Source organism: Streptomyces mutomycini (assembly GCF_001700505.1).
Lineage (GTDB): Bacteria > Actinomycetota > Actinomycetes > Streptomycetales > Streptomycetaceae > Streptomyces > Streptomyces mutomycini.
In genome coordinates, this window is sequence record NZ_MAPV01000225.1 from 1 (window position 1) to 23,544 (window position 23,544).

The 23,544-nt window shown below is 71.8% G+C and carries 19 protein-coding genes and 1 tRNA gene; 8 read left to right on the forward strand and 12 right to left on the reverse strand.

Annotated features, from left to right (window positions below; all coding sequences use genetic code 11):
- Nucleotides 1–16: 16 nt before the first annotated feature.
- From BFF76_RS27325 to BFF76_RS27345, 5 genes are all read right to left on the reverse strand, one after another.
- Nucleotides 17–1,069 carry an ABC transporter permease gene (locus BFF76_RS27325; protein ID WP_065849270.1) on the reverse strand — a complete coding sequence of 351 codons (1,053 nt, stop codon included), beginning with the start codon at nucleotides 1,067–1,069 and terminating at the stop codon, nucleotides 17–19.
- The gene (locus BFF76_RS27330) at nucleotides 1,053–2,105 is read right to left on the reverse strand and encodes an ABC transporter permease (protein WP_065849271.1); all 1,053 of its coding nucleotides are present in this window, start codon (nucleotides 2,103–2,105) and stop codon (nucleotides 1,053–1,055) included. Before BFF76_RS27330 ends, BFF76_RS27325 begins: the two co-directional genes overlap by 17 nt.
- Nucleotides 2,102–3,625 (reverse strand): sugar ABC transporter ATP-binding protein, encoded by a 1,524-nt coding sequence (locus BFF76_RS27335; RefSeq protein WP_065849272.1) that lies wholly within the window; start codon nucleotides 3,623–3,625, stop codon nucleotides 2,102–2,104. The genes BFF76_RS27330 and BFF76_RS27335 overlap by 4 nt, the downstream gene beginning before the upstream one ends.
- A gap of 261 nt (nucleotides 3,626–3,886) precedes the next feature.
- Complete coding sequence (locus BFF76_RS27340) at nucleotides 3,887–4,471, reverse strand: GNAT family N-acetyltransferase (protein ID WP_208604885.1); 585 nt, start codon at nucleotides 4,469–4,471, stop codon at nucleotides 3,887–3,889.
- 146 nt (nucleotides 4,472–4,617) lie between these two features.
- The gene (locus tag BFF76_RS27345; protein WP_053928617.1) at nucleotides 4,618–5,892 is read right to left on the reverse strand and encodes a phosphoribosyltransferase; all 1,275 of its coding nucleotides are present in this window, start codon (nucleotides 5,890–5,892) and stop codon (nucleotides 4,618–4,620) included.
- Between the two features lie 105 nt (nucleotides 5,893–5,997).
- Between BFF76_RS27345 and BFF76_RS27350 the strand changes: the two genes are divergently transcribed.
- Nucleotides 5,998–6,813: an HAD-IIA family hydrolase gene (locus BFF76_RS27350; protein WP_065849276.1), complete on the forward strand. Its 816-nt coding sequence runs from the start codon at nucleotides 5,998–6,000 to the stop codon at nucleotides 6,811–6,813.
- A gap of 219 nt (nucleotides 6,814–7,032) precedes the next feature.
- On the opposite strand, the gene BFF76_RS27355 is transcribed toward BFF76_RS27350, so the two are convergent.
- Nucleotides 7,033–7,464, reverse strand: coding sequence for a hypothetical protein (locus BFF76_RS27355; protein WP_324605368.1), 432 nt, complete (start codon nucleotides 7,462–7,464; stop codon nucleotides 7,033–7,035).
- A gap of 544 nt (nucleotides 7,465–8,008) precedes the next feature.
- Nucleotides 8,009–8,081 (reverse strand) — tRNA-Arg (locus tag BFF76_RS27360).
- Nucleotides 8,082–8,398: 317 nt separating this feature from the next.
- On the opposite strand from BFF76_RS27360, the gene BFF76_RS27365 reads away from it, so the two are divergent.
- From BFF76_RS27365 to BFF76_RS27395, 7 genes are all read left to right on the forward strand, one after another.
- Nucleotides 8,399–10,042 (forward strand): dynamin family protein, encoded by a 1,644-nt coding sequence (locus BFF76_RS27365; protein WP_053928616.1) that lies wholly within the window; start codon nucleotides 8,399–8,401, stop codon nucleotides 10,040–10,042.
- Nucleotides 10,039–12,123 (forward strand): GTPase, encoded by a 2,085-nt coding sequence (locus tag BFF76_RS27370; RefSeq protein ID WP_053928615.1) that lies wholly within the window; start codon nucleotides 10,039–10,041, stop codon nucleotides 12,121–12,123. The genes BFF76_RS27365 and BFF76_RS27370 overlap by 4 nt, the downstream gene beginning before the upstream one ends.
- 154 nt (nucleotides 12,124–12,277) lie before the next feature.
- A complete protein-coding gene (locus tag BFF76_RS27375; protein WP_053928614.1) occupies nucleotides 12,278–12,703 on the forward strand; it encodes a single-stranded DNA-binding protein in 426 nt (141 codons plus the stop codon).
- A gap of 236 nt (nucleotides 12,704–12,939) precedes the next feature.
- Entirely contained in the window at nucleotides 12,940–14,385 is a 1,446-nt protein-coding gene (locus BFF76_RS27380; RefSeq protein WP_065849277.1) for a Cys-Gln thioester bond-forming surface protein, read from the forward strand.
- Nucleotides 14,386–14,571: 186 nt separating this feature from the next.
- The gene (ettA, locus tag BFF76_RS27385) at nucleotides 14,572–16,236 is read left to right on the forward strand and encodes an energy-dependent translational throttle protein EttA (protein ID WP_078850552.1); all 1,665 of its coding nucleotides are present in this window, start codon (nucleotides 14,572–14,574) and stop codon (nucleotides 16,234–16,236) included.
- Nucleotides 16,237–16,241: 5 nt separating this feature from the next.
- Nucleotides 16,242–16,664: an acyl-CoA thioesterase gene (locus tag BFF76_RS27390; RefSeq protein ID WP_031092061.1), complete on the forward strand. Its 423-nt coding sequence runs from the start codon at nucleotides 16,242–16,244 to the stop codon at nucleotides 16,662–16,664.
- Nucleotides 16,661–17,356 (forward strand): DUF8010 domain-containing protein, encoded by a 696-nt coding sequence (locus BFF76_RS27395; protein WP_053928613.1) that lies wholly within the window; start codon nucleotides 16,661–16,663, stop codon nucleotides 17,354–17,356. The genes BFF76_RS27390 and BFF76_RS27395 overlap by 4 nt, the downstream gene beginning before the upstream one ends.
- 86 nt (nucleotides 17,357–17,442) lie before the next feature.
- Here the strand turns inward: BFF76_RS27395 and BFF76_RS27400 are convergent, their stop codons facing one another.
- From BFF76_RS27400 to BFF76_RS27420, 5 genes are all read right to left on the reverse strand, one after another.
- Nucleotides 17,443–17,847, reverse strand: coding sequence for a globin (locus BFF76_RS27400; RefSeq protein WP_065849274.1), 405 nt, complete (start codon nucleotides 17,845–17,847; stop codon nucleotides 17,443–17,445).
- Between the two features lie 87 nt (nucleotides 17,848–17,934).
- Nucleotides 17,935–19,287: an FHA domain-containing protein gene (locus tag BFF76_RS27405; RefSeq protein ID WP_065849275.1), complete on the reverse strand. Its 1,353-nt coding sequence runs from the start codon at nucleotides 19,285–19,287 to the stop codon at nucleotides 17,935–17,937.
- A 121-nt stretch (nucleotides 19,288–19,408) separates the two neighbouring features.
- On the reverse strand, nucleotides 19,409–20,770 hold the full coding sequence (locus tag BFF76_RS27410) for a vWA domain-containing protein (protein ID WP_031092054.1): 1,362 nt from the start codon (nucleotides 20,768–20,770) through the stop codon (nucleotides 19,409–19,411).
- Nucleotides 20,771–20,952: 182 nt separating this feature from the next.
- Nucleotides 20,953–22,347 (reverse strand): protein phosphatase 2C domain-containing protein, encoded by a 1,395-nt coding sequence (locus BFF76_RS27415; protein ID WP_065849278.1) that lies wholly within the window; start codon nucleotides 22,345–22,347, stop codon nucleotides 20,953–20,955.
- Between the two features lie 2 nt (nucleotides 22,348–22,349).
- A partial coding sequence (locus tag BFF76_RS27420) for a tetratricopeptide repeat protein (RefSeq protein ID WP_141695673.1) occupies nucleotides 22,350–23,544 on the reverse strand: 1,195 nt, incomplete at its 5' end.

Below are 23,544 nucleotides of genomic sequence, written 5' to 3' on the forward strand. Positions count from 1 at the left end.
GGGGAGGGGAGGGGAGCTACGGCTGGGGTGCGGGGGCGTTCACGGCCCGCCTGTGCCGGCGTTCGATCACCGTCGCGATGACCCGTGGGGTCAGGACGGACGCCACCAGGAGCAGTCCGGTCACGATGACCTGCACCTCGTTGGCGATGTCGTTGAGCGTGAGCAGGTTCTTCAGGACGCCGATCAGCAGGACACCGGCGACCGCGCCGAAGAGCGTGCCCTTGCCGCCGTCGAAGTCGATGCCGCCGAGCAGGACGGACGCGATGACGAGCATCTCGAAGCCGAGTCCGTTGTCCGCGCGGGCACTTCCGTACCTGAGGGTGAAGACGATCCCCGCGAAGGCGGAGAACAGCCCGGTCACGACGAAGAGCAGCAGCTTGATCCGCTTGACCCGGATGCCCGCGAAGTACGCGGCCTCCTCCTGGGAGCCGATCGCGAAGAGCGAGCGGCCGAGCCCGGTGGCGTGCAGCACCACGGCGGTGACCGCGGCCAGGATGACGAAGAGCAGTACCGGATAGGTGAGGAAGGTGCCGGGAACGGTCGTGGTGTCGACCGCCCAGTCCGCGTAGACCTGCGGGAAGTCCGTCACCGCGTCGCTGCCGAGGGCCACCGAGGCCAGACCCCGGTAGAGGGCCAGGGTGCCGATCGTGACGGCCAGGGACGGCAGGCCCACCCTGGTGACCAGCCAGCCGTTGAGGAGGCCTCCCGCGACGCCCGCCAGGAGCACCACCGGCACGATCATCTCGAAGGCCCAGCCCGCCTCCCACAGCGCACCGGTCAGCGCGCTGCCCAGTCCCAGCATGGAGGCGACCGACAGGTCCACCTGCCCGGCGACGACCAGGAGGGTCATCGGCAGCGCGATGAGGGCGACTTCGGCGATGTCGTTGAAGGCGAACGCGAGGTTCTCGCTCGACCCGAAGCCCTCGGTGCTCCCGAGCCCGACGACGAGCACCGCCACCAGCAGGACACCGACCGCGGTGTCCCAGCGCAGGGCCAGGCCGCGCACGGGAGATGGTTTCGTTCCGGCCCGCGGCCCGGGGGCCGTCTTCGTGTCAGGCGCCGTGGTCATGGCGGGCGTTCCTCTTCCTCAGTGCGGCGGTCACCCGCAGGTTCACGATCCGGTCGACGCTGATGGCCAGCAGGAGGAGCGCACCGGTGATGGCGCCCTGCCAGAAGGAGTCCACCTTCAGCACGACCAGGACGCTGCCGATGGTGGTGAGCAGCAGGGCGCCGAGCGCGGCGCCCCACACGGTGCCGGTGCCGCCGGTGATCGCCACACCGCCGACGACGACGGCGCTGACGACGGTCAGCTCCCAGCCGTGCGCGTTGTCCGCGACGACCGTGCCGAAGCGGGCCAGCCACAGCGCCCCGGCGAAGCCGGCGACGGCCCCGGAGAAGGCGTACGCGGCGAGCACCCGGCGGCGGATCGGGATACCGGCGAGCCGGGCGGCCTCGGGGCTCGACCCGATGGCGTACAGCTCACGCCCCGAGCGGTAGCCGCGCAGGAAGTACGCCGTCGCCGCGAGCAGCACGAGTGCGATCAGCGGCAGATACGGGACGCCGAGGACGCTGCCGCTGCCGAGGCCCAGGACCGCCTCGGGCACGTCGGAGGCGCTGATCTGCTCGCCCTGCGCCCACCAGTAGTCGACGCCCTGGATGATGTAGAGCATCCCCAGGGTCACGACGAGCGCCGGGACCCTGCCGAAGCTGACGAGGGCGCCGGACACCAGGCCGCAGACGACGCCGATGGCGATCCCGAGCAGCATCACCGTCAGCACGCCGTGGTCGGTCCCCGCGACGAACTTGCCGCAGGCGAAGGCCGACAGGCCGACGACGGAGCCGACGGACAGGTCGATGTTGCGGGTGATCACGACTGCCGACTGGCCGACCGCGAGCAGCACAAGGATGGAGGCGTTGAGCAGCAGGTCCCTGATGCCCTGGTCGGAGAGGAAGAGCGGGTTCGCCAGGTAGGTGCCGAGGACGAGGAGGGCCAGCGCCCCGGCGATGGAGATCTCGCGTGCCCGGAAGACCGCGTCCACGAGCGAGGAGGCACTCCGCTCCGGCGCCTTCGCGGTGTCCGGGGGGCTCTCGATGGTGGTGGTCATGCCGCTGCCCTCTCGTTGCGTCCGGTGGCCGCCGCCATGACCGACTCCTCGGTGGCGTTCCCGCGCGGGATCTCGGCGACGAGCCGCCCCTCGTGCATCACGAGCACCCGGTCCGCCATGCCGATGACCTCGGGGAGATCGGAGGAGATCATCAGTACGGCGAGGCCGTCCGCCGCGAGCGAGGAGAGCAGCCGGTGGACCTCCGCCTTGGTGCCGACGTCGATCCCGCGGGTCGGTTCGTCGACGATCAGCACGGCGGGGCCGGTCGCCAGCCACTTGGCCAGCACGACCTTCTGCTGGTTGCCGCCGGACAGTACGCCCACGGTGTCGGCCAGCCGGTTGTACTTGAGCTGGAGACGCACCGCCCAGTCGGCGGCCCGGTCGTGTTCCAGCGCCCGGCTGACGAGCCCCCGCTTGCGGACCTCGCCCAGGCCGGTGAGGCCGATGTTGCGCTCGATCGACATATCCATGACCAGGCCGCGCTGGCGCCGGTCCTCGGGTACGAGGGCGAGCCCCGCGTCCATCGCGGCGGTCGGCGAACCGGGGCGCAGCACCGTGCCCGCGACCCTGACCTCGCCCGCGTCGGCGCGGTCGACACCGAAGACCGCCTGGGCGACCTCCGTGCGCCCGGCGCCGACGAGTCCGGCGAGCGCGACGATCTCACCGCGGCGGACGTCGAAGGACACGTCGCGGAAGACACCCTCGCGGGTCAGCCGGTGCACCGCCAGGGCGACTTCACCGACCTCGGCGTCCTGCTTGGGATAGAGGTCGTCGAGATCACGGCCGACCATCCTGCGCACCAGGTCGTCCTCGGTGAGCCCCTCCAGCGGTTCGGAGGAGATCCACCGGCCGTCGCGCAGGGTCGTGACGCGCTGGCACAGCTCGAAGATCTCGTCCAGGCGGTGCGAGATGAACAGCACCGCCGCGCCCTCGGAACGCAGCGCGCGGACGACGGAGAAGAGCCTGGCCGTTTCGCTGCCGGTCAGGGCTGCCGTCGGCTCGTCCATGATCAGGACGCGGGCGTCGAAGGAGAGCGCCTTGGCGATCTCGACGATCTGCTGGTCGGCGATCGACAGTCCGCGGGCGGGCCGGTCCGGCGCCAGGTCGACCCCGAGCCTCCGCATCAGCCCGGCGGTGGCCCCGTGCACGGCCCTGTGGTCGATCCGGCCGAGTGACCGTCGCGGCTGGCGGCCCATGAAGATGTTCTCGGCGATGGACAGGTCCGGGAAGAGCGTCGGCTCCTGGTAGATGACGGCGATACCGGCGTCCCGCGCGTCCGCCGGGCCGTGGAAGACGACGGGCTCGCCGTCGAGGAGGACCTCGCCGCTGTCCGGCCGGTGCACTCCGGCGAGCGCCTTGATCAGCGTCGACTTGCCCGCGCCGTTCTCACCCGCGAGTGCGTGGGCCTCGCCGGGGAGCAACTGAAGGGACACGTCCTGAAGGGCCCGTACGGCACCGAAGGACTTGCTCACGCCCTTCAGAGCCAGGACCGGGGCCGGGTCCGGAGCGGACTGGTTCATGGGAGCTCCTCAGCGGTGGGACTGTTTCGCACCACCCGCCGTGAAAGGTTTCAATGAGGTTGCTCGGAAGCTAAACGGGGATTGCGGGCACAGTCAATGGGTTGATGATGAGCAGTTCCGGGAACAGGAGTGATGTGTGACCTGAATGCGGAGAGCGGGTGGGCACCCTTGACAGTCCTCGGGGCGGCCCACTATCTTCACGACGCTTGAATCGATTCACGTCGGATGGTGTATCGCCTGTGCGAACCGGGCGAGCCCGCTTCACCGCAGGGCGAGCCCCGCGGCTGCGGGATGGTCCGGCCCGAGGAGGACGACGAGTCCCGGCCTTCGGGGGATCGAGACCGGGACCGGATGCCAGCCCGCGCGCCGGTAGAAGCCCAGCGCCGCCTCGGCGTGTGCGTAGGTCAGCAGCCAGCACCGTCCGTCCGGAGCGGTTTCGGTGACCGCCGACAGAAGCGCCGCACCCAGCCCGGTGCCGCGGGCGGCCGGAGCGACCGCCAGCTCGTTGACCTCCAGGCCCCCGCACAGCCAGGCAGCCGTGCGGTCGGGCCCGAGCGCCTCGGCGACCGGTCCGTAACTGCGGCCCGAGGGGAAGGTGCGGGGGGTGGTCCAGGCGGTGGCGAAGCCGCCCACGGTGTCCGCTTCGAGGGCCAGCGCGGCGGTGAACCCGGGGCGCCCGGCATCGGCGGCGAGCCGCTCGACGTACAGCGCGCCCGTCGACCGGTCCTCGTTCCAGGGCGGCGACGAGAACACGTCGGCGTACACCTGCCCAATCCGGTCGGCGTACGCAGGAAGGCTCCCGCCCTCGATCAGCCGGACCCGCACGACCGCATCACTCCCTGCCATGGACCGTGCGGTAAAGGATAGGGCGCTCCGACGCAGGGCCTCCGGGCGGCAGGGGAGGCGGGTGGCAGGGCTTCCGGGCAGCAGGGTGGTGGAGTCGCCCCAGCACCTCGGCCCTGGCGCCTGGCAGTGGAATCGCCCCCTGCGCCTCAGCCGGCCGTCGGCATCAGATGTGAGGTGAACCAGTCCCGCGCCAGGTCCGCGACCCGGTCCAGGGCTCCCGGCTCCTCGAACAGGTGCGTGGCGCCCGGGACGATCTCCAGCCGGTTCTCGCACTGCAACGCGGCCTGCGCCTGCCGGTTGAGGCCGATCACCGTGGTGTCGTTGCCGCCCACGACGAGCAGGGTGGGCGCACGCACCGCCGACAGGTCGGCTCCGGCCAGATCGGGGCGCCCGCCACGGGAGACCACGGCACCGACGCCCGAGTCCGCCGCGGCGGCTGCCCGCAGCGCCGCCGCCGCTCCCGTACTGGCGCCGAAGGAGCCGACCGGGAGGGACACGTGCCGCCCCAGCCAGTGGGTGGCTCCCGCCAGCCGCCCGGCCAGCAGGCCGATGTCGAAGACATTGGCGCGGTAGACCTCCTCGCCGGGCGTGAGCAGGTCGAAGAGGAGGGTGCCCAGGCCGGCGCGGTTCAGCACCGTGGCCACGGCACGGTTGCGCGGGCTGGAGCGGCTGCTGCCCGAGCCGTGGGCGAACACCACGACGGCCCCGGCGTCCCCGGGAAGCACGAGGTCCCCGGAGAGCGGGACCCCGTCGGCGTCCACCTCGACCTCCTCGGCCGCGGCGATGCCACCGGTCGCGCGTGCCAGCAGGGAGACGACCTCCTCGTCGGAGGTCTGCGAGAAGTCCCGGTACCACTCACCCACGGCGGAGAAGATGTTCGGAGTGGAGAGGCACACCACTTCGTCGGCGTCCCCGCGCAGCCGGGCGGCGACATCCGGCGACGCGACCGGCACCGCCAGTACGACGTAGTCCGCACCCTGCGCCCGCACCACCTGGCAGGCAGCCCTCGCGGTCGCTCCGGTGGCGATGCCGTCGTCCACCACGACCGCCGTGCGCCCCTTCAGCGGCAGGCGCGGCCGGCCCTCCCGGTACGCCCGCGCACGCCGCAGGAGCTCGGCCTCCTCGGCGCGCTCGACGGCCACGAGGTCCTTCTCCCGGACCCCGGCGTGGCGGACGATCTCGTCGCTGATGACCCGCACCCCGCCCTCGCCGATGGCACCGAAACCCAGCTCCGGGCGATACGGCACCCCGAGCTTGCGGACCACGATCACATCGAGCGGCGCCCGGAGCGCCTGCGCCACCTCGTACGCCACCGGGACCCCGCCACGCGGCAGCCCGAGGACGACGGGATCACGCCGCTCCAGGTGCCGCAGCGCCACGGCGAGCCTCCGCCCGGCATCCGTGCGGTCGGTGAACAGCACGGTGGTTCACCTCCAACCGAGGGGAGTGAACGGAACACACACGCGCTCCCACCTTCGAAACAATCCCATTTGCACCTGTTCGGCAAGTCGGGGACGGTCAACTGTATGGAACGAATCGGAGCGGTCCTGATCGACATCGACGGCGTACTCACGGTGTCCTGGAGGCCGTTGCCCGGTGCCGTGGAGGCGATGGAACAGCTGAGGGCCGCGGAAACTCCTCTGGCACTGGTCACCAACAACACTTCACGGACGCGCGCCGCGATCGCCGCACAGCTGGCCGGTTCGGGCTTCCCCGTGGGGGCCGACGACATCCTCACGGCCCCCGTGGTCACCGCCGCGTATCTGCGCGAGCACCACCCGGGGGCCTGCTGCCTGCTGATCAACACCGGAGACGTACGCGACGACCTGTCGGGCGTGACGATCGTCGAGGAGGAGGACGGCGAGGGTGCCGTACCGGATGTCGTCGTCCTCGGCGGAGCCGGCCCCGCGTTCACGTACGCGGCACTCAACCGCGCCTTCCGCCACGTCCAGCAGGGCGCCCGGCTCGTGGCCATGCACCGCAACCTGTACTGGCGCACCGCCGACGGGCTCGCCCTCGACACCGGGGCGTTCCTCGACGGTCTGGAGCGGGCGGCCCGCACGGAGGCGGAGATCACCGGCAAGCCCGCCGAGGCGTTCTTCGCCTCGGCCCTCGCCCACCTCGGAGCCGACCCGCACGGGGCTCTGATGGTGGGCGACGACATCGAGTCGGACGTGCTGGCGGCCCAGCGCAGCGGAATCACCGGCGTACTGGTCAGGACCGGCAAGTACCTGCCCGAGACCCACGCGGCGGCGGACGGCACCCCCGACCACGTCCTCGACTCCTTCGCGGACGTGCCCGCGCTGGTGGAACGGCTGGGGCGGCATCAGGGCGTGATGTGAAAGAACTGCTGCCCCGCGCGTGGGTACGGGGCGGCAGCAGGATTACTCGGCGGGCACGGGCCCAGTACCCTGCGTTCTTCCGGGACGCGGTCACCCCAGCCGGGCTCCGGGTTCGGCGCGCCACATACCCACGAAAGAGTGAGCTGCCCCGTCCTGGCCCCTCGAAGCTCGGGTGCCGAGCCTCGAGCGCCGAGGCGCCCGCGCAGTCCTGACGAGCGGTCAGAAGGCCTGTAGGTAAACCCGGGTCCTGGCGGCGTCCGGTGCAAGGACATGGATTTGGATCCACTGGACCTTGCTCCGACGGTCGTCACTCACGCAGGGTGGGCAGACCCCGGCCCAGCGGACGCCCTTTTCGCTTTCGGGCTCGGCGAGGCCGAGATGCCCGAAGAGCTCGGTGGGGGACGGCGGGGCCTGGTTCCTGGTGCGCAGGGGCTTCTCGGGGCGCAGGTCCTCCGCGATCCGTACAGCGGTCTTCTCGTCGGTGACGAAGGAGAGCAGGTGGATGTCCTCCTGCGGATTGATCTGCACGGCACCCTTCACCTCCGTGGCGCTCTTCGGCACCGTCACCTTCATGAACGCAGATGCCTCAGGGGCGCCCGCGTCCTTTTCCCAGTGCGAGGCGCGCCCGTCCGTCGTGCGGCGATCGTCCACGCCGGCAGTGGAACAGGATGTGAGCAGCATCGCGGCCCCGAGGGCCGCGAACAGGCCTGGTCGCAGGGAGGATCGATAGTTCACCGGTTCTCCTCGTCGCCGCGTGAGACGTCCCCACGGGAGCCCTCGCGGCCAGTGGCCCGACCGGTGTCGCCCCACCGGTCGAGCCACTGGTCAGATCCTCGGTGCAGGTGGAGTTGCTGCCCCGCATGCCGAAGTCCTGGGCGAAGCCCACCTGGTGCAGCCGTCCCACGTCCGCGTCCGGGATGACGACGCCGCCGGGAAGCCTCGTCGACTTGCCGGAGTCCCAGTTGTGCCGGTCCCACACATTGACGCTGGTAGTCGAGCGAGACCTTGGGCGTGCCGCCTTCGCCCGGGCTCACAGTGACCGTAGAACCTGGTGACAGCCGGACAGCGCCGGACCCCCGGCCCTGGCCTGGGGGCGGTCCGGCGCTTACGCGGTCGCTACGCAGCCCTCGCTACGGTGCTGTGGCCTGCAGAAAATGGCCCTCCCGAAGGAGGGCCTGATGTCGTACGGGCTGTGCGCCCCCGGCAGGACTCGAACCTGCGGCCAAGCGCTTAGAAGGCGCCTGCTCTATCCACTGAGCTACGGGGGCCGGGTGTCGGCCTGATGCCCCGGAGGGCCTGGTTCAAGCCATCCGTGGCCTTGCGGGGACAAGGATAGGGCTCAGATCGCCTGCTCCCGGTTGCTTCACCTGCGTGGCACGATGTGGAGGTTCGGTGAAGCGAACCGATAATCGCAGGTAGGTGCGATTCATGCACCGGTTTTTGCGCCTTGCGCCACGGGTGTTGTGCACTCGTTATGCCTGCGCCCCACTCGTCCCCTCTGTCCACCGGGATGGATTCGCCGCGCAGAGGGGTCCATACGCTTCAAAAAGGCGTCAAAATTGGGCATTCTTCACATGTGGTAACCATGGATGTACGGCCCCAGCTCATCGACGCACTTTCCGCCCTGCGCGACCGTGTCGCTGCCGTGCGTCTTCCACTTCCCCTGCCGGGGGCCCCGCGTGCCCGGCAGACGCGGACCGAACTGCTCGCCCAGCTCGACGACTACCTCGTACCCCGGCTGAAGGATCCCGAGGCACCGCTGCTCGCTGTGATCGGGGGATCCACCGGCGCGGGCAAGTCGACGCTCGTCAACTCCCTGGTGGGGTGCCGTGTCAGCGAGGCCGGTGTGCTGCGCCCGACGACTCGGACTCCCGTGCTCGTCTGCCACCCGGACGACCACCACTGGTTCGCCGGCGTACGGGTACTGCCGCAGCTGACCCGGATCTGGCTGCCCCCGGGCCAGGTCCCGGACCCGGACGGGCTCGACCACCTCGGTGCCGAGGGGGACCGGGACGACACCGTTCTGCGTGTCGAGACCGCGGCGACCCTGCCCCGGGGGCTCGCGCTCCTGGACGCCCCCGACATCGACTCGCTCGTCGTGCGGAACCGGGTCCTGGCCGCCGAGCTCATCTGCGCCGCCGATGTGTGGGTCATGGTGACCACGGCGTCCAGGTACGCGGACGCCGTGCCGTGGCATCTGCTGCGTACCGCGAAGGAGTACGACGCCTCCCTGGTCACCGTCCTGGACCGGGTGCCGCACCAGGTGATCGGAGAGGTGTCCCGGCAGTACGCCGCCCTGCTGACCCGGGCCGGCCTGGGCGAGGTGCCCCGCTTCACCATTCCGGAGCTCCCCGAGTCCGCGGGCGGCGGCAGTGGGCTGCTGCCCACCACCGCCGTCGCGCCCCTGCGCGCCTGGCTCACACACCGGGCGCAGGACCCGGCGGCCCGTCAGCAGGCCGTGGGGCGTACGGCGTCCGGGGTCATCGACTCGCTCAACGTACGGATGCCCGAGCTGGCCGGTGCGGTAGCCGCGCAGTACGCCGCGGCCGTGCGGCTGACCGGTGTGGTCGAGGAGGCGTACGGGAAGGAGCTGGCGCGCGTGCGGCGGCGGCTCGGCAACGGCGCGGTGCTCGCCGGAGGCGCACGCACCCGCTGGCGCGGATTTCCGCTCTACAGCACCGCGGCGGAGCTGCTGGACGCGCTCGTGGAGAGCCTGATCGCCCTGTTGCAGTGTGCCGTGGCGGCGTCCGACGAGCAGATCCGCACGACCTGGCAGCGCGAGCCCGCCGGCGGGATCTTCCGGTTCGAGGACGCCGGCCGGGAAGCCGGGGGGTGGGGGCCCGCCGAGGACATCCAGGGCCGGATCGGCATGGCCGTACGGCGCTGGCGGCGGGTCCTGGAGGAACTGGCCGAGGACGAGGCGCGGCTGCTCGAACGGAACGCCGCGCCCGACGCCGAGACGGTCGCGGCGCTGCTGGCCGCCGCCCTCCTGGGCGGGCGCCGTGCAAGGGGCGCGGGAGAGCAGCTCGCCGAACGGATCGGCGCCCAGGGGGCGCTGCGGCTCCGCGACAGGGGCGGGGCACTGCTCACCGAGTGCCTGGACCAGGTCATGCACGGTGAACGCGACCGGCGGCTCGCCCCGCTGGACGCCCTCGAAGTCGCCCCCGAACCGCAGGCCGAGCTCATTGCCGCGCTGTCCGTACTGCAGAAGGAGAGGTGGAAGCGATGACTGCCGTCACCGACCAGGGCCCTGACCGCGGACACGGACCGGACCACGGACCCGGACCGGACGGACCGGACCACAGGCACGGACCGGACGGACCGGACCACGGATCCGGACCGGAGCACGGAGGCGCGGGGGAGGCCCGGGGGGACGACGGGCGGCGCTGGGACGACGGGCTCATCGCCCGCCGTGCCGAGGCCGCCGAGTCCGCGCACGGGAACGCGGAGGACGGGCGGACGCCCAAGGACGACGACGCCGCGGAGACCCAGGTCGAGGCGTACGGGCTGCCGGGCAGCCCTCTGCGGCCCCGGCTGGACGCGCTGCGTGAACTGGTCGGGCTCTCCCGCGCCCGGCTCGACGGGGACACGCTCGCCGAGGCGGGACGGGTGCTCGACGAGGCGTCGGCCCGCCAGCGGCTCTCCTCCCGGCACACGGTCGTCGCCGTCGCGGGGGCCACCGGCAGCGGGAAGTCGACGCTCTTCAACGCGCTCGCGGGCGTCCAGATCTCCGAGACCGGACTGCGCAGGCCGACCACCTCGGCCCCCATCGCCTGCAGCTGGACCGACGGCGCCGCCGGACTGCTCGACCGGCTGGCCGTCCCGGGGCGGCTCAGGCGCAGGCCGGTGCAGGGCGGCACGGCCACCGACGAGGCATTGCAGGGGCTCGTCCTGGTGGACCTGCCCGACCACGACTCGGCGGCGACCGGCCACCGGGAGCAGGTGGACCGGGTGCTGGCCCTGGTCGACGCGGTGATCTGGGTGGTCGACCCGGAGAAGTACGCCGACGCGGCCCTGCACGAACGCTATCTGCGACCGCTCGCCGGGCACGCCGAGATCTCCTTCGTCGTGCTCAACCAGATCGACCGGCTCTCCGCCGAGGCGGCCGACCTGATCCTGGACGATCTGCGCCGGCTGCTCGACGAGGACGGCATGGCGGTGGGGGAGCACGGCGATCCGGGCGCCACGGTCATGTCCCTGTCCGCGCTCACCGGTGCCGGTGTGGGCGACCTGCGCGAACTGCTCGGCAGGTTCGTCCAGTCCCGTACGGCCGCGGCCCGCAGGCTGTCCGCCGACGTGGACGCGGCCGCCGCCCGGCTCCGGCCGGTGTACGTGGCCGAGGGGCGGCCGGGGCTCGGCGAGCGGGCCCGCGAGCAGTTCACCGACCGGCTGGCGGAGGCCGTCGGTGCCGCGGCGGCAGGGCAGGCGGCCGAACGCGAGTGGCGCAGGAACGCCGGGCGGGCCTGCGGGACGCCCTGGCTGCGCCTCTGGCGCTGGTACGAGTCCACCCGGCAGCTGGGCGGCCTCGACCTGATGGCGCAGGCGCTCGCGCCGCCGGAGCAGGAGCTCACCGCCAGACAGCGTGTGGAGCAGGCAGTGCGGACCCTGGCGGACGACGCCGTGGGCGGGCTGCCCACGCCCTGGGCGCAGGCCGTGCGCGAGGCGGCCGTGAACGGGGCGCAGGGGCTGCCTGAGGCGCTGGACGAGCTGGCACGGACCGCGGCGGCGGGAACCGGCGGCCGGGGCCGTGGGGGAAACGGGGACACCGGGTCCGCGTCGGTGCGCCCGGGCGGGCCGGGAACGGCGGCGGGCCGGGGTAAGCAAGGGACGGCGGCGGGGACCGCGCCGCGGCCGGTGGTGGGCCAGGGTTCCGGCTACGGGACCGCTTCCGTGGGCAGAGCCGTCGCGCCCGGCGCCGGGGCTCCGGGCGGCCGTGCCACCAGACCCCCGCGCCCGGCGTGGTGGCCCGCGGCGGTGCTCGCGCAGGCGTCGATGACGCTGCTCCAGATCTTCGGCGGGCTCTGGCTGCTCGGCCAGATCGTGGGTGTGCTCGAACCAGGTCTGCTCACCCCGGCCCTGTTCATGCTGGCCGGAGTGCTCGGCGGGCCGCTCGTCGAGTGGTCGTGCGCCGCCGCCGCACGGGGACCCGCGCGCAGGTACGGGCAGGAGGCGGAACGGAGACTCCGTGAGGCCGCGGCCGGCTGCGGCAGGGCCAGGGTCCTCGACCCGGTGGCGGCCGAGCTGGCGCGCTACCGCGAGGTGCGGGAGCGCTATGTGACGGTGACGGAGTTGTCCACAACCGGCGGGTAGTCCACAGGCCTCCGCGGGATCCCCGGTCTCCGTCCACCATGGTGCGCAGCGGATCGGACAGACGAACCGGACCGCCCGTCCTCGCACCGCATCGTTGCAGGGCGGACAGCGGGACGAAAGCGTACGGAATGCGGCAGGTAATCGGGGGACGGAAATGAACGAGACCTTGGTGACGCTGGTGGGAAACGCCGCGACTCCGGTGGACTTCCGGGAGACGGCGACAGGACCGACGGCGCGATTCCGCCTGGCGGTGACACCCCGGCGCTGGGACCGGGAGCAGCAGATCTGGACGGACGGACGCACCGGTTTCTACACGGTGTGGGCACGGCGGACGCTCGCGGCGAATCTGTCCGGCTCGGTCTCCGTCGGCGAGCCGCTCCTCGTGCACGGCCGTCTGAAGGTGCGCGAGGAGGAGAGGGACGGGGTGTGGAAGACCTCTGTGGACGTCGAGGCGCTGGCGGTGGGGCACGACCTGACCCGGGGAACGGCCGCGTTCCGGCGGGTGGTCAGAGGCGATCCCACCCTCACGGCACCTACACATCGTCAGAAACCGGCCACGGAAATGGCATCGGTGTCCTGAAGAGGAGGGGGCGCGCCGAACAGGGCTGTAACGATTACGAGTCGGAATGCTTGTCTGACGGCATGACGGGGGATTCTTCTTCGCTCGCTCCTTACGATTCCCCCGTACTCATGCGGCACTTGAGTTTGCTGGCGAGACACCTCCCACACGCGCCTCATGCGTGAAGGTCTCGCCCGGAGGGGAATTCTGTGTTTTCTGTTTCTTCAGCATTCACTTCGTCGTCGACGGAGGGTTCCATAGGGACCCGGAGCGGGAGCAGGCACTACCGCCAGGAGCCTGCCGGGGCCGGACGGGGCCGCGGCCTCGTCCGGGCGGCAGCCGCGGTGCTGGCCTCCGGGCTGGTCGCCGCGGGCACGCTCATCGGGGCCACGGCCGCGACGGCGGACGAGTCGGATCAGCACCAGGGTGGTGCGGTCGCCGTACTGGACGGTCTGAAGACCTACGGCACCGCCCAGCTCAACACCGGTGAGGGCAACAAGCCCCAGGAGCTGCCCGCCGGCCTGTTCGAGATGACGGTCGACGGCGGCGGCACGATCCAGACGTACTGCATCGACTTCCACACGCCCACCAAGGACGGCGCGAAGTACCTGGAGACCCCCTGGGACCAGTCTTCGCTCGGCGCCAACGAGGACGCCGGCAAGGTGCGCTGGATCCTGCAGCACTCCTACCCGCAGGTCAACGACTTCGCGGCGCTCGCCGACAAGGCCGGTACCGGCCCGCTCGACGAGAAGACCGCCGCCGCCGGCACCCAGGTCGCCATCTGGCGCTTCTCGGACAAGGCCGACGTGACGGCCACGGACGCGAACGCCGAGAAGCTCGCCGACTGGCTGGAGGCGAACGCCCAGAACGTCGCGGAGCCCAAGGCATCCGTGGGGCTGTCTCCGGCCGCGGTCTCCGGCAAGGCCGGTGAGAAGCTGGGTCCGATCACCGTCCACACCGACGCCGGCCAGGTCTCGGTGGCACCGCCCGCCGACGCCGCCGCCAGCGGGGTCCAGGTCACCGACAAGGGCGGCAAGCCCGTCACCGAGGCCGCCGACGGCGCCGACCTCTACTTCTCCGTCCCCGAGGACGCCACCGACGGCTCCGCCTCGTTCTCCGTCCAGGCCTCGACCTCCGTGCCCGTGGGCCGGGTCTTCGCCGGGCTCACCAAGAGCCAGACGATGATCCTCGCCGGCTCCAGCGAGTCGACCGTCTCCGCGACGGCGAGCGCCACCTGGGCCGAGAAGGGTGCCGTCCCGGCGGTGACCGCGCAGAAGAACTGCGCCAAGGGCGGCGTCGACATCACCGCGAGCAACACGGGTGACGAGGCGTTCACCTTCGAGCTCGCCGGCACCGAGCACACCATCCCGGCCGGTGAGACCCGCACGGTGACCGTCCCGGTCGGCGAGGACAAGGCCTACGACTTCACGATCACCGGCCCCAGCGGCTTCAGCAAGAACTTCAAGGGTGTCCTGGACTGCGAGACCGCCGGCACCCCCGCTCCGGGTGACGACGTCACCACCCAGACCGGCACCGAGCCCACCCCGGCCCAGAGCACCCCGGGCACCGAGGGTGACCTCGCCGCGACCGGCGGTTCCAGCGCCACCCCCGTCATCGCGGGTGTCGCCATCGCCCTCGTCGTCCTCGGCGGCGGCGCGGTCTTCATGCTCCGCAGGAAGAAGCCGCAGACCAGCGGTGAGTGACTGAGCACGGGCGCGGCCGGCGTACGCGCCGGTGAAGCGTCGTGAAGAGCCCGGCACGGACCTCCGTGCCGGGCTCATCGCATGCCCGGGCCCGTACCGGGGACCGGACGGGTTTCCTTCCGGGTGCGGGCGTCAGGCAAGATGGGTGTATCTGCCCACACCTCTATTGCTGCCGGACGGTTTCTCTTGGCTGAGTTCATCTACACCATGCGCAAGACGCGCAAGGCGCACGGCGACAAGGTGATCCTCGATGACGTCACCCTGAACTTCCTGCCCGGCGCGAAGATCGGTGTCGTGGGGCCCAACGGCGCCGGTAAGTCCACGGTGCTGAAGATCATGGCGGGCCTCGAGCAGCCGTCCAACGGCGAGGCGTACATCTCGCCCGGGTTCAGTGTCGGCATCCTCATGCAGGAGCCGAAGCTCGACGAGTCGAAGTCCGTCCTGGAGAACGTCCAGGACGGCGCCGCCGAGATCATGGGCAAGCTCAAGCGCTTCAACGAGGTCGCCGAGCTCATGGCGACCGACTACTCCGACGCGCTCATGGACGAGATGGGCAAGCTCCAGGAAGACCTGGACCACGCCAACGCGTGGGACCTCGACGCCCAGCTGGAGCAGGCCATGGACGCCCTGGGCTGCCCGCCCGGCGACTGGCCCGTCACCACCCTCTCCGGTGGCGAGAAGCGCCGTGTGGCGCTCTGCAAGCTGCTCATCGAGGCCCCGGACCTGCTCCTCCTCGACGAGCCCACCAACCACCTCGACGCCGAGTCGGTGAACTGGCTGGAGCAGCACCTCTCGAAGTACGCGGGCTGCGTCATCGCCGTCACGCACGACCGGTACTTCCTCAACAACGTCGCCGAGTGGATCCTCGAGCTCGACCGCGGCCGCGCCATCGCCTACGAGGGCAACTACTCCACGTACCTGGAGAAGAAGCAGGCCCGCCTCAAGGTCGAGGGCCGCAAGGACGAGAAGCGTCAGAAGCGGCTCAAGGAAGAGCTTGAGTGGGTCCGCTCCAACGCCAAGGGCCGCCAGACCAAGTCCAAGGCACGTCTCGCCCGTTACGAGGAGATGGCGGCCGAGGCGGACAAGATGCGGAAGCTGGACTTCGAGGAGATCCAGATCCCGCCGGGCCCGCGGCTCGGTTCCATCGTGGTCGAGGTCGAGAACCTCTCGAAGGCGTTCGGCGACAAGGTCCTCATCGACGACCTGTCCTTCACGCTCCCGCGTAACGGCATCGTCGGCATCATCGGTCCGAACGGTGCGGGCAAGACCACGCTGTTCAAGATGATCCAGGGCCTGGAGACGCCGGACTCCGGCGCCATCAAGGTCGGCGACACCGTCAAGATCTCCTACGTCGACCAGTCCCGCGCCAACATCGACCCGAAGAAGACCCTCTGGGCCGTCGTCTCGGACGAGCTGGACTACATCAACGTCGGCCAGGTCGAGATGCCCTCGCGGGCGTACGTCTCCGCGTTCGGCTTCAAGGGCCCGGACCAGCAGAAGCCGGCCGGCGTCCTCTCCGGTGGTGAGCGCAACCGCCTCAACCTGGCGCTGACGCTCAAGGAGGGCGGCAACCTGCTGCTCCTCGACGAGCCCACCAACGACCTCGACGTCGAGACCCTGTCCTCGCTCGAGAACGCGCTGCTGGAGTTCCCCGGAGCAGCGGTGGTCATCTCCCACGACCGCTGGTTCCTGGACCGGGTCGCCACGCACATCCTGGCGTACGAGGGCGACTCCAAGTGGTACTGGTTCGAGGGCAACTTCGAGTCGTACGAGAAGAACAAGGTCGAGCGCCTGGGTGCGGACGCGACCCGCCCGCACCGTGCCACGTACAAGAAGCTCACGCGAGGCTGATCGACTTGGCCCGTCATATTTACAGCTGCCCGCTGCGCTGGTCGGACATGGATGCCTTCGGCCACGTGAACAACGTGGTCTTCCTCCGGTACCTGGAGGAGGCGCGCATCGACTTCATGTTCCGGCTGGCGCCGGGGGACGGCTCGCCGTCCTTCGCCGGCGGGTCCGTCGTGGCCCGGCACGAGATCGACTACGTGCGCCCGCTGGTCCACCGGCACGCGCCGGTGACCGTCGAGTCCTGGGTCACGAAGATCACCGCGGCGTCGCTGACCATCGCCTACGAGGTCAAGGACCCCGAGCAGGTCTACGTACGGGCGTCGACGGTCGTCGTGCCCTACAACCTGGCCGAGGAGCGGCCCCGGCGGATCACCGCCGAGGAGAAGTTCTTCCTTCAGGAGTACCTCGACCAGGAGTCCGCCGTCGTATGACAGTGCCCCTGCGGTCGCTGCGGTTCGCCGACGCGAGGGAGGCGGCGGATCTCGCCGCCTTCCTCGGCCGGCTGCTGCACTACGACCGGGCCGCCGCCGTCCGCCTCCAGGCGGGCGGCGGCGTGCTCGCGGTCTTCGGCAGACCGCCGTCGTTCGAGGTCCTCGCCATCCGCACGGTCCGTCTTTCCGGCGGGCACGACTTCGACGTCACGGTCTCGGCAGGTGAACTCCTCGAAGCGCTGAACACCGACGAGGCCGGTGGACCGGCCGGCCTGAGCGCCCTTCCGGCGGCCGTCACCGGGCCGCCGTGGGCCGGGATGCTGCCGCCACGCGGCGGCTGGCAGGAGCGCCCCGGACTGCCGGGACCCGTCGACCTACGCACCGAACTCACCGGCGCCGTCGCCGAATTCCGGTCCCGCGACGCCGCACTGCCCGAGAGCCGGCGCACACGGGCGGAACGCGACCTGATCGGCCGCGACATCTGGTCCCGGACGGTCGGGGACACGGAACTGCCGCTGCGCGCGGTGCACGCCGCCCAGTCCCTCGGCTTCCTGCGCCCGGCACCCGGCTTCCCGGTCGCGCTGCTCACAGCGGGTCCCTGGCTGCGGCTGCGGACCCCGTTCGGCTCGATCGCCCTGCGGGGCGCCGGCGGCGGCCTCGGCACGCTCGCCGTGACGGTCGGGACCGTCTGAGACAGCCCTGTGTGGTCCCGCCCGGACCTCCGGCGCCACCCGGTGGCTCCGTCCCCCGGCGCGGGCCCGCGGGCGGCGCCGTCGGCTCAGCCCGCGGTGTTGACCATCGATGCGGCGGCGTAGGTGAGGTAGTCCCACAACTGCCGCTCGTGCTCGGGGGAAAGACTCAGTTCGTCGAGCGCCACCCGCATATGGCCGAGCCAGGCGTCGTGCGCCGCTTTGTCCACCTGGAACGGGGCGTGCCGCATCCGCAGCCGGGGATGCCCCCGCTGGTCGCTGTAGGTGCGCGGACCGCCCCAGTACTGCATGAGGAACAGCGCGAACCGCTCCTCGGCCGGGCCCAGATCCGCCTCCGGGTACATGGGCCGCAGCAGCGGGTCGCCTGCGACGCCCTGGTAGAAGCGGTGGACCAGGCGCCGGAACGTCTCCTCGCCGCCGACCTGCTCGTAGAAGGTCTGCTCCTGAAGCGTGTCGCGCGGAATCTCTGTCACCCGTCCATCGTCGCAGACGCACCGGCCGAGGACCCGGGTCCTAGGACCCCGGTCCCCGGCCGGTGGTGTTGTCGTGGCCCCGCATGATCAGTCGCGGCGGACCGTGATCGTCGTCCAGGCCCCGACGTGCACCTGGTCGCCGTCCTGGAGCGGTACGGGGACATAGGGCTGGATCGGGTCCTCGGCGCCGTTGAGCGTCGTCCCGTTCGTGGAGTTCTGGTCGACGACGGCCCAGGTGCCGTCCGGCTGCTGCACCAGCACGGCGTGCTGGTGCGAGACACCCGGGTCCTCCGGCGGTACGGCCAGATCGACGTCGGGGGACTCGCCGGTGCTGTGCCGGCGCCTGCCGATGGTGATCTGGCTGCCGGTGAGCGGAAGGCGCTGCTCCGGGGAGTACGCGGGCAGGTTGAGCCCGGTCGCCTCCGGGCCGCTGCGCTGCATCATCGCCAGGAAGTAGTCACGGTCCGGGGCGATGACCGCCGTCCAGCTGCCCGGTCCCTGGTCCCGTCCGCCCTGGGCGGGGCCCTGACCGGGGAACGGCTGCTGCGGAGGCTGCGGGGCCTGGTGGCCCTGCGGCGTCGGCGGTGCCTGCGGACCCTGCTGGAAGGCTCCCGGAGGCTGCTGCTGCGAGGGCGGCAGCATCCAGTCGTCGTCGCCACCACCACCGGTCCCCGGCGCCTGCGGGCGCTGGGGCGCGGGCGGCGCGGACTGCTGCTGGAACGAGGGCGCAGGCGGCGGCCCCTGCCGCTGCGGCTCGAACTGCGACGGCGGGCCGCCCTGCTGACCGGGGCCGGGCTGACCGGGGCCCTGAGGGCTCTGTCCCTGCTGGCCCGGGACCTGCTGGCCCGGCTGTCCCTGCGCCTCGAACGGCGACGGCGACTGCTGCTGGAACGACGGCGGAGGCGGCGGCCCCTGCTGGAACGACGGCGGCGGCCCCTGCTGGAAGGACGGCGGGGGTGGCGGGCCCGGGCGGCCACCCTGCTCGGGCGAGAGCGGCTCGGCCGGCCGGTTCATCTGCGAAGGCCGTGAACCCTGGTACTCGAACGGGTCGCGCTGCTGCTGCGGGGGGCCCTGCTGCTGCGGTGGCGGCGGGCCCTGCTGTGCCTGGAAGCCCGGCGGCAGATTCAGGCCGGGCGCGGGGCCGCCCGCGCCGCCCTGCGGGGCGAGCGGGGTGTAGGACGTAGCCGTGTTCGTGAGGAAGTTCCAGCGGCACTCCTCGCAGTACGGCGCCATCGCCTCACGCGGGGTGCGGCACTGCGGGCAGAGCTCGGGCCGTGCGGCCGGCTCTCCGGCCCCCGGCCCCTGCGGGTAGCCGTAGGCGGGCGGGGGAGGCGGCGGCGGGACGGCGCCCGAGGGCGCGCCCGTCCCGGCCATGCGGTGTCCGCAGACCTCGCACCAGTCCTCGGAACCCGACTGGTGTCCGTTCGGGCAGGTCGGCATGTCGGCGCTTCCCCCTCTCCTCGTCCGGCCCGGAGGCCGCCATGCTGTCGGTGCACCGTCCGGTCGGCCTGGACGGCTCTCCGTGCGGTTTCCCGTCGTCGTGTCGTTGTCGTTCGTGTCGCTATTTCTTGACGCGAACTGTCTTGGTCGAGCGCGTTTCGAGTGTCATCTCGTCCGCTTCCGCGACCCTCGCTTTCAGTCGCACAGTACCGGTCGCCGCATCGACGACGTCGACCACCTTCGAAAGCAGTTTCGCAGTATCCGCGTTTCCGGAAGCAGACGCGAGCTGCACCGCACGGCCCAGTTTCGCCGTCGCGCCGTCGAAGTCTCCCGATTTACGCGCATCCAGTCCCTGCTGGATGACTTGCGCCAGTTCCGCCTGCCCTGTGTAGTGCGCCACCTGGGGGTTGATCGAGGTGGAGGCGGCCATGTCGTCCGTCCACACGGCCCGTACGAGACCCTGGGAGAGGGTCTGCGGGACGCCGCCGTCCGACGGGGGCGGAAGGATCAGCGAGACCCGGGCCGCCAGCATCTCCTGTCCGATCCCGGCCTCCGGAACCCTGACGCACACGTGGTAGTCCCGGGACTCGTCGCCCCAGGAGCCGGTCGGGTAGTCACCGGCGCGCGGCCCCGCCACGGTGCGGCGGCCGGTCAGTTCGGCGACCGTCGGGGCCACCTGCTTGACGAACACGATCTCGACACCGACGGGTGTCCAGAGCCGCAGTGCGACGTCCGCGACCTCCTTGCCCATCGCGTTCTCCATCATCCGCGTGAAGTCCGCGGACAGACCTGCCGGATCGGCCACGATGTCCGCCGTCCCGAGCAGGGCGGAGGCGATCGCTGTGACTTCTTTCACCTCCCAGTCGGTGCCCACACCTCTCGCGTCACAGGTGAACCGGCCCGCACAGGAATCCAGCGCGGCCCGCAGGTCCTCCGGGGACTCGTGCTCGTTACGCCCGTCGGTGAGGAGGATGCCGTGCCGGATGTCCACCCCGGCGGCCCCGAGCAGCCGGTCCGCCAGTCGCAGCCAGGTCCCGATCGCGGTTCCCCCGCCCGCGCTCAGCCGGCGCAGTGCCTCCTTCGCCTGGGCCCTGGTCTGCGGACCGGCCGTGGCCAGTCGGCCGTTGCCCGGGTACACGTCCTCGGCCGTGTGCGTTCCCGCGACCACGGCGAAGCGGGTGCCGTCGCGCAGGGTGTCGATGGCGGCCGCAGTCGCGTCGCGTGCGTTGCGCATCTTCGTCGGCGGGTAGTCCATCGAGCCCGAACAGTCGACCATCAGCACCACGGCGGCGTTCGGGGCCTGCCCCGGGACGCGTGCTGACGCGGTCGCGCCGTCGGCCAGCGGCACGCCGCCGGTCGTACCCCCGCCGGTGGAGGTGACGGTGACGATCGCGTTGACGTCACGGCCGCCCTCGGGCAGGAACTCGTTCTGGTACACCTCGACGGAGAACTGCGGCACGCTGGACTTGGAGAAGTTGGCCATCTCATCGGCTCCTTGAGGCGACACGCATGTCAGACGAGGACAGAGGTGACGAAGGCAGAGGTGCGGACAGGTACAGGGCGAGGAACACGAGGCACGGGCGCAGGACGGGACGGACGCGGGACGAGCAGGGCGCGGGGCGGGACGGAACGCCCGTGCGGGCGGCGGTGGCTGACCGCTCGCGCTCAGGCCGATCCTGCCCCTCGCGCCGGCACGGCGAACGGCAGCAGCGCCACTGTTACGTTGTCGTGGCCCCCGCCGTCGAGAGCGTGTCCGACCAGCACCTGGGCCCCGTGCAGCGGCCGTTCGCAGGAGTCGGAAGGCACTGCCGCAGCCATCTCCGCCGCCGACTCCGCGTAGTTCCACAGGCCGTCGGTGCACACCACGACCAGGCCGGCCCGGTCCGGTCTGAAGGACGCTGTGTGCGGCTCCAGTTCGTACGCGTCCGCGCCGAGCCAGCCCGTGATGGCGTGGGCGCGCTCGTCGGCGTACGCCTCGGCCTCGTTCATCAGGCCGGCCGCCACCATCTGCGCGGCCCAGGAGTCGTCCTCGGTGAGCCGGGCCGGCGGCTGGGACCTGTCCTCGGGAACCCAGTAGACGCGGCTGTCGCCGACCCAGCCGACGATCAGCAGACCGCCCGCCATGATCGCACCGACCAGGGTGCAGGCCGGTGCGTTCTGATGGCGGTGCTGGTCGTGCTCCAGCGCCTGACCGGGTTCCTGCGCCAGCGCGTTGACGGCCTCGGACGCGGCCAGGATCGCCTCGTGCATGGCCTGCTGCGGATGCGCACCGCGCGGCAGCGACTCCAGCAGTGACTCGTTGGCGGCGCTCGCCGCGGCGGCCGACGCCTCGTCGGGACGGCTCGCCGACGACACACCGTCGCAGACGATGGCGACGACGGCCGGTGAACCGTCCGGCAGGGCGGTGCAGGACACCGCGAACGCGTCCTCGTTGCGGTGGTGGCGCAGACCCCGGTCGCTCACCGCCGCCACCGCACCGAGCTCCTGCTCCATGTGGTCGCGCTCGCGGGGCTGGGCGTGGCCGCAGTTCTCGCAGTAGCCGTCGGTGTCCACGTGGCCCGAGCGGCAGGCGACGCAGACCTTGGCGCCTGCCGCCGAGCCGCCGGCGGCCGCGTGCTCCACGGTGCGGGGATCGGGCGCGGCCAGTTCGAAGTCCCCCGAGGAGCCCTCCGAGGAGTCCCCCGAGGAGTCGCCCGTACCGTCCGGGGCCGCGCCCTCCGGGGAGCCAGGTTCGTCGAAGCGGACCGCTGCCCGGCCCGTGGTGGGCAGGGGCCTTCCCCCCGAGTCCACGCCCGGAAGGTCGGCGGGCCGGTGCGTGGGCGCGGATACCTCGGAGCTGTCCGTCGTGGAGGCGCGCGGCCACTCCACAGGCCCGGCCGCCGAAGGCGCGCCGGTGCCCTGCGCGGGCACCGTGATGGCGACGGTCGGACGGTCTGCGGGGGGCACGGGCACGGCCGAGAGGTCGTATCCGCAGCCTCCGCAGAACAGGTCGCCCGACTCCAGCGGTTCCTCACAGCTGGGGCACCCCGGCAAGGAGGCCTGCTGGTGGCTCTGTGACATCTTCACACCCACGTCCGGGGGCGGAAACGGTTGGCCCGCTCCACCAGTTCGATCCTCTCGTCGCCCCGCTGTGCCAGCCGGGCGAGCATGCGGTACGAGCGTTCGAGACCGAATCTGAGGCCCCGCTCGTCCAGCTCACTGCCCAGTACCGTCCTCGGACCCGCGGCTGCGGGGGAGTGCGGTGCCGTCGGCTGAGGCGTGGGACTACCGGAGAGTACCCAGTCAAGTGCCGTACCCAGTACCTCGGTCGACAGCTGTTCCCGTCTCACCGCGTCCAGGCCGTAGCCCCGCAGAGCGGTCACCTGGTCCGCAGCGGCGGACAGGTCCTCGAACAGCGGCTCGTACGGCGCCCTTTCACGGAGCCGGGCCCGCACCGCGGCCACCCGGGCCGCCGTGTAGTGGATCGAGGAACCGGGCACGGATTCCAGGCTGCACACGGCTCCCGCCCGGTCGCCCGCCGCGACCTGGACCCGGGCCAGACCGAAGGCCGAGCTGACGAAGCCGGGGTCCGTCGTCCACACCAGCCGGTAGTACTCCGCGGCGTTGTCCAGCTGCCCGAGCACCTCGGCGCAGACACCCAGCGCCAGCTTCGGCGCCGGCTCGCCGGGGAAGGCGTCGTAGACCGCGTCGAAGGACAGCGCGGCGTTCTCGTGGTCACCGGTCACCAGCGAGGTGACACCGCGGTACCAGACGACCCGCCAGTCGTCCGGGTGCTGTGCCTCCACCGCCGTCAGTGCCTGTACTGCGGCGTCGAGTTCGCTCATCTCCAGGAGCGCGCGCAGCTCCCGCAGCCGGGTCTCCAGCGAGGCGGCGGGCACGGAGCGCAGGGCGGACACCAGCTCCGCGGGCGCCGACGCCATCAGCCCGGCGAGGAATCCGGCGTTGGGGTCGTTCGGGTCCACCCGGGGGACCGGCAGGGCCAGCGAGGTCGCCCGCGCGTCGAACGCGGCGAGCCGGGGACCGGCGCCCGGATACGCGGGCGGGAGCACCACGGGGTCCGGGGCCGCCGCGCGGGGCGCCGGAACGGCCGTCCGGTGCTGTCCGTACGCGACCGTGCCGGCCGGCGCGCCGCTTCCGGTGCCGCCCCGGACATGGGTGTCGGGCGCGTACAGCGGACCGGCACCCCCCGGCGCGGCCGGCAGCGCCGGGGCGGGGACGACGGGGACGGGAACGCCGGCGCGGGCGGCCGTCAGCGCC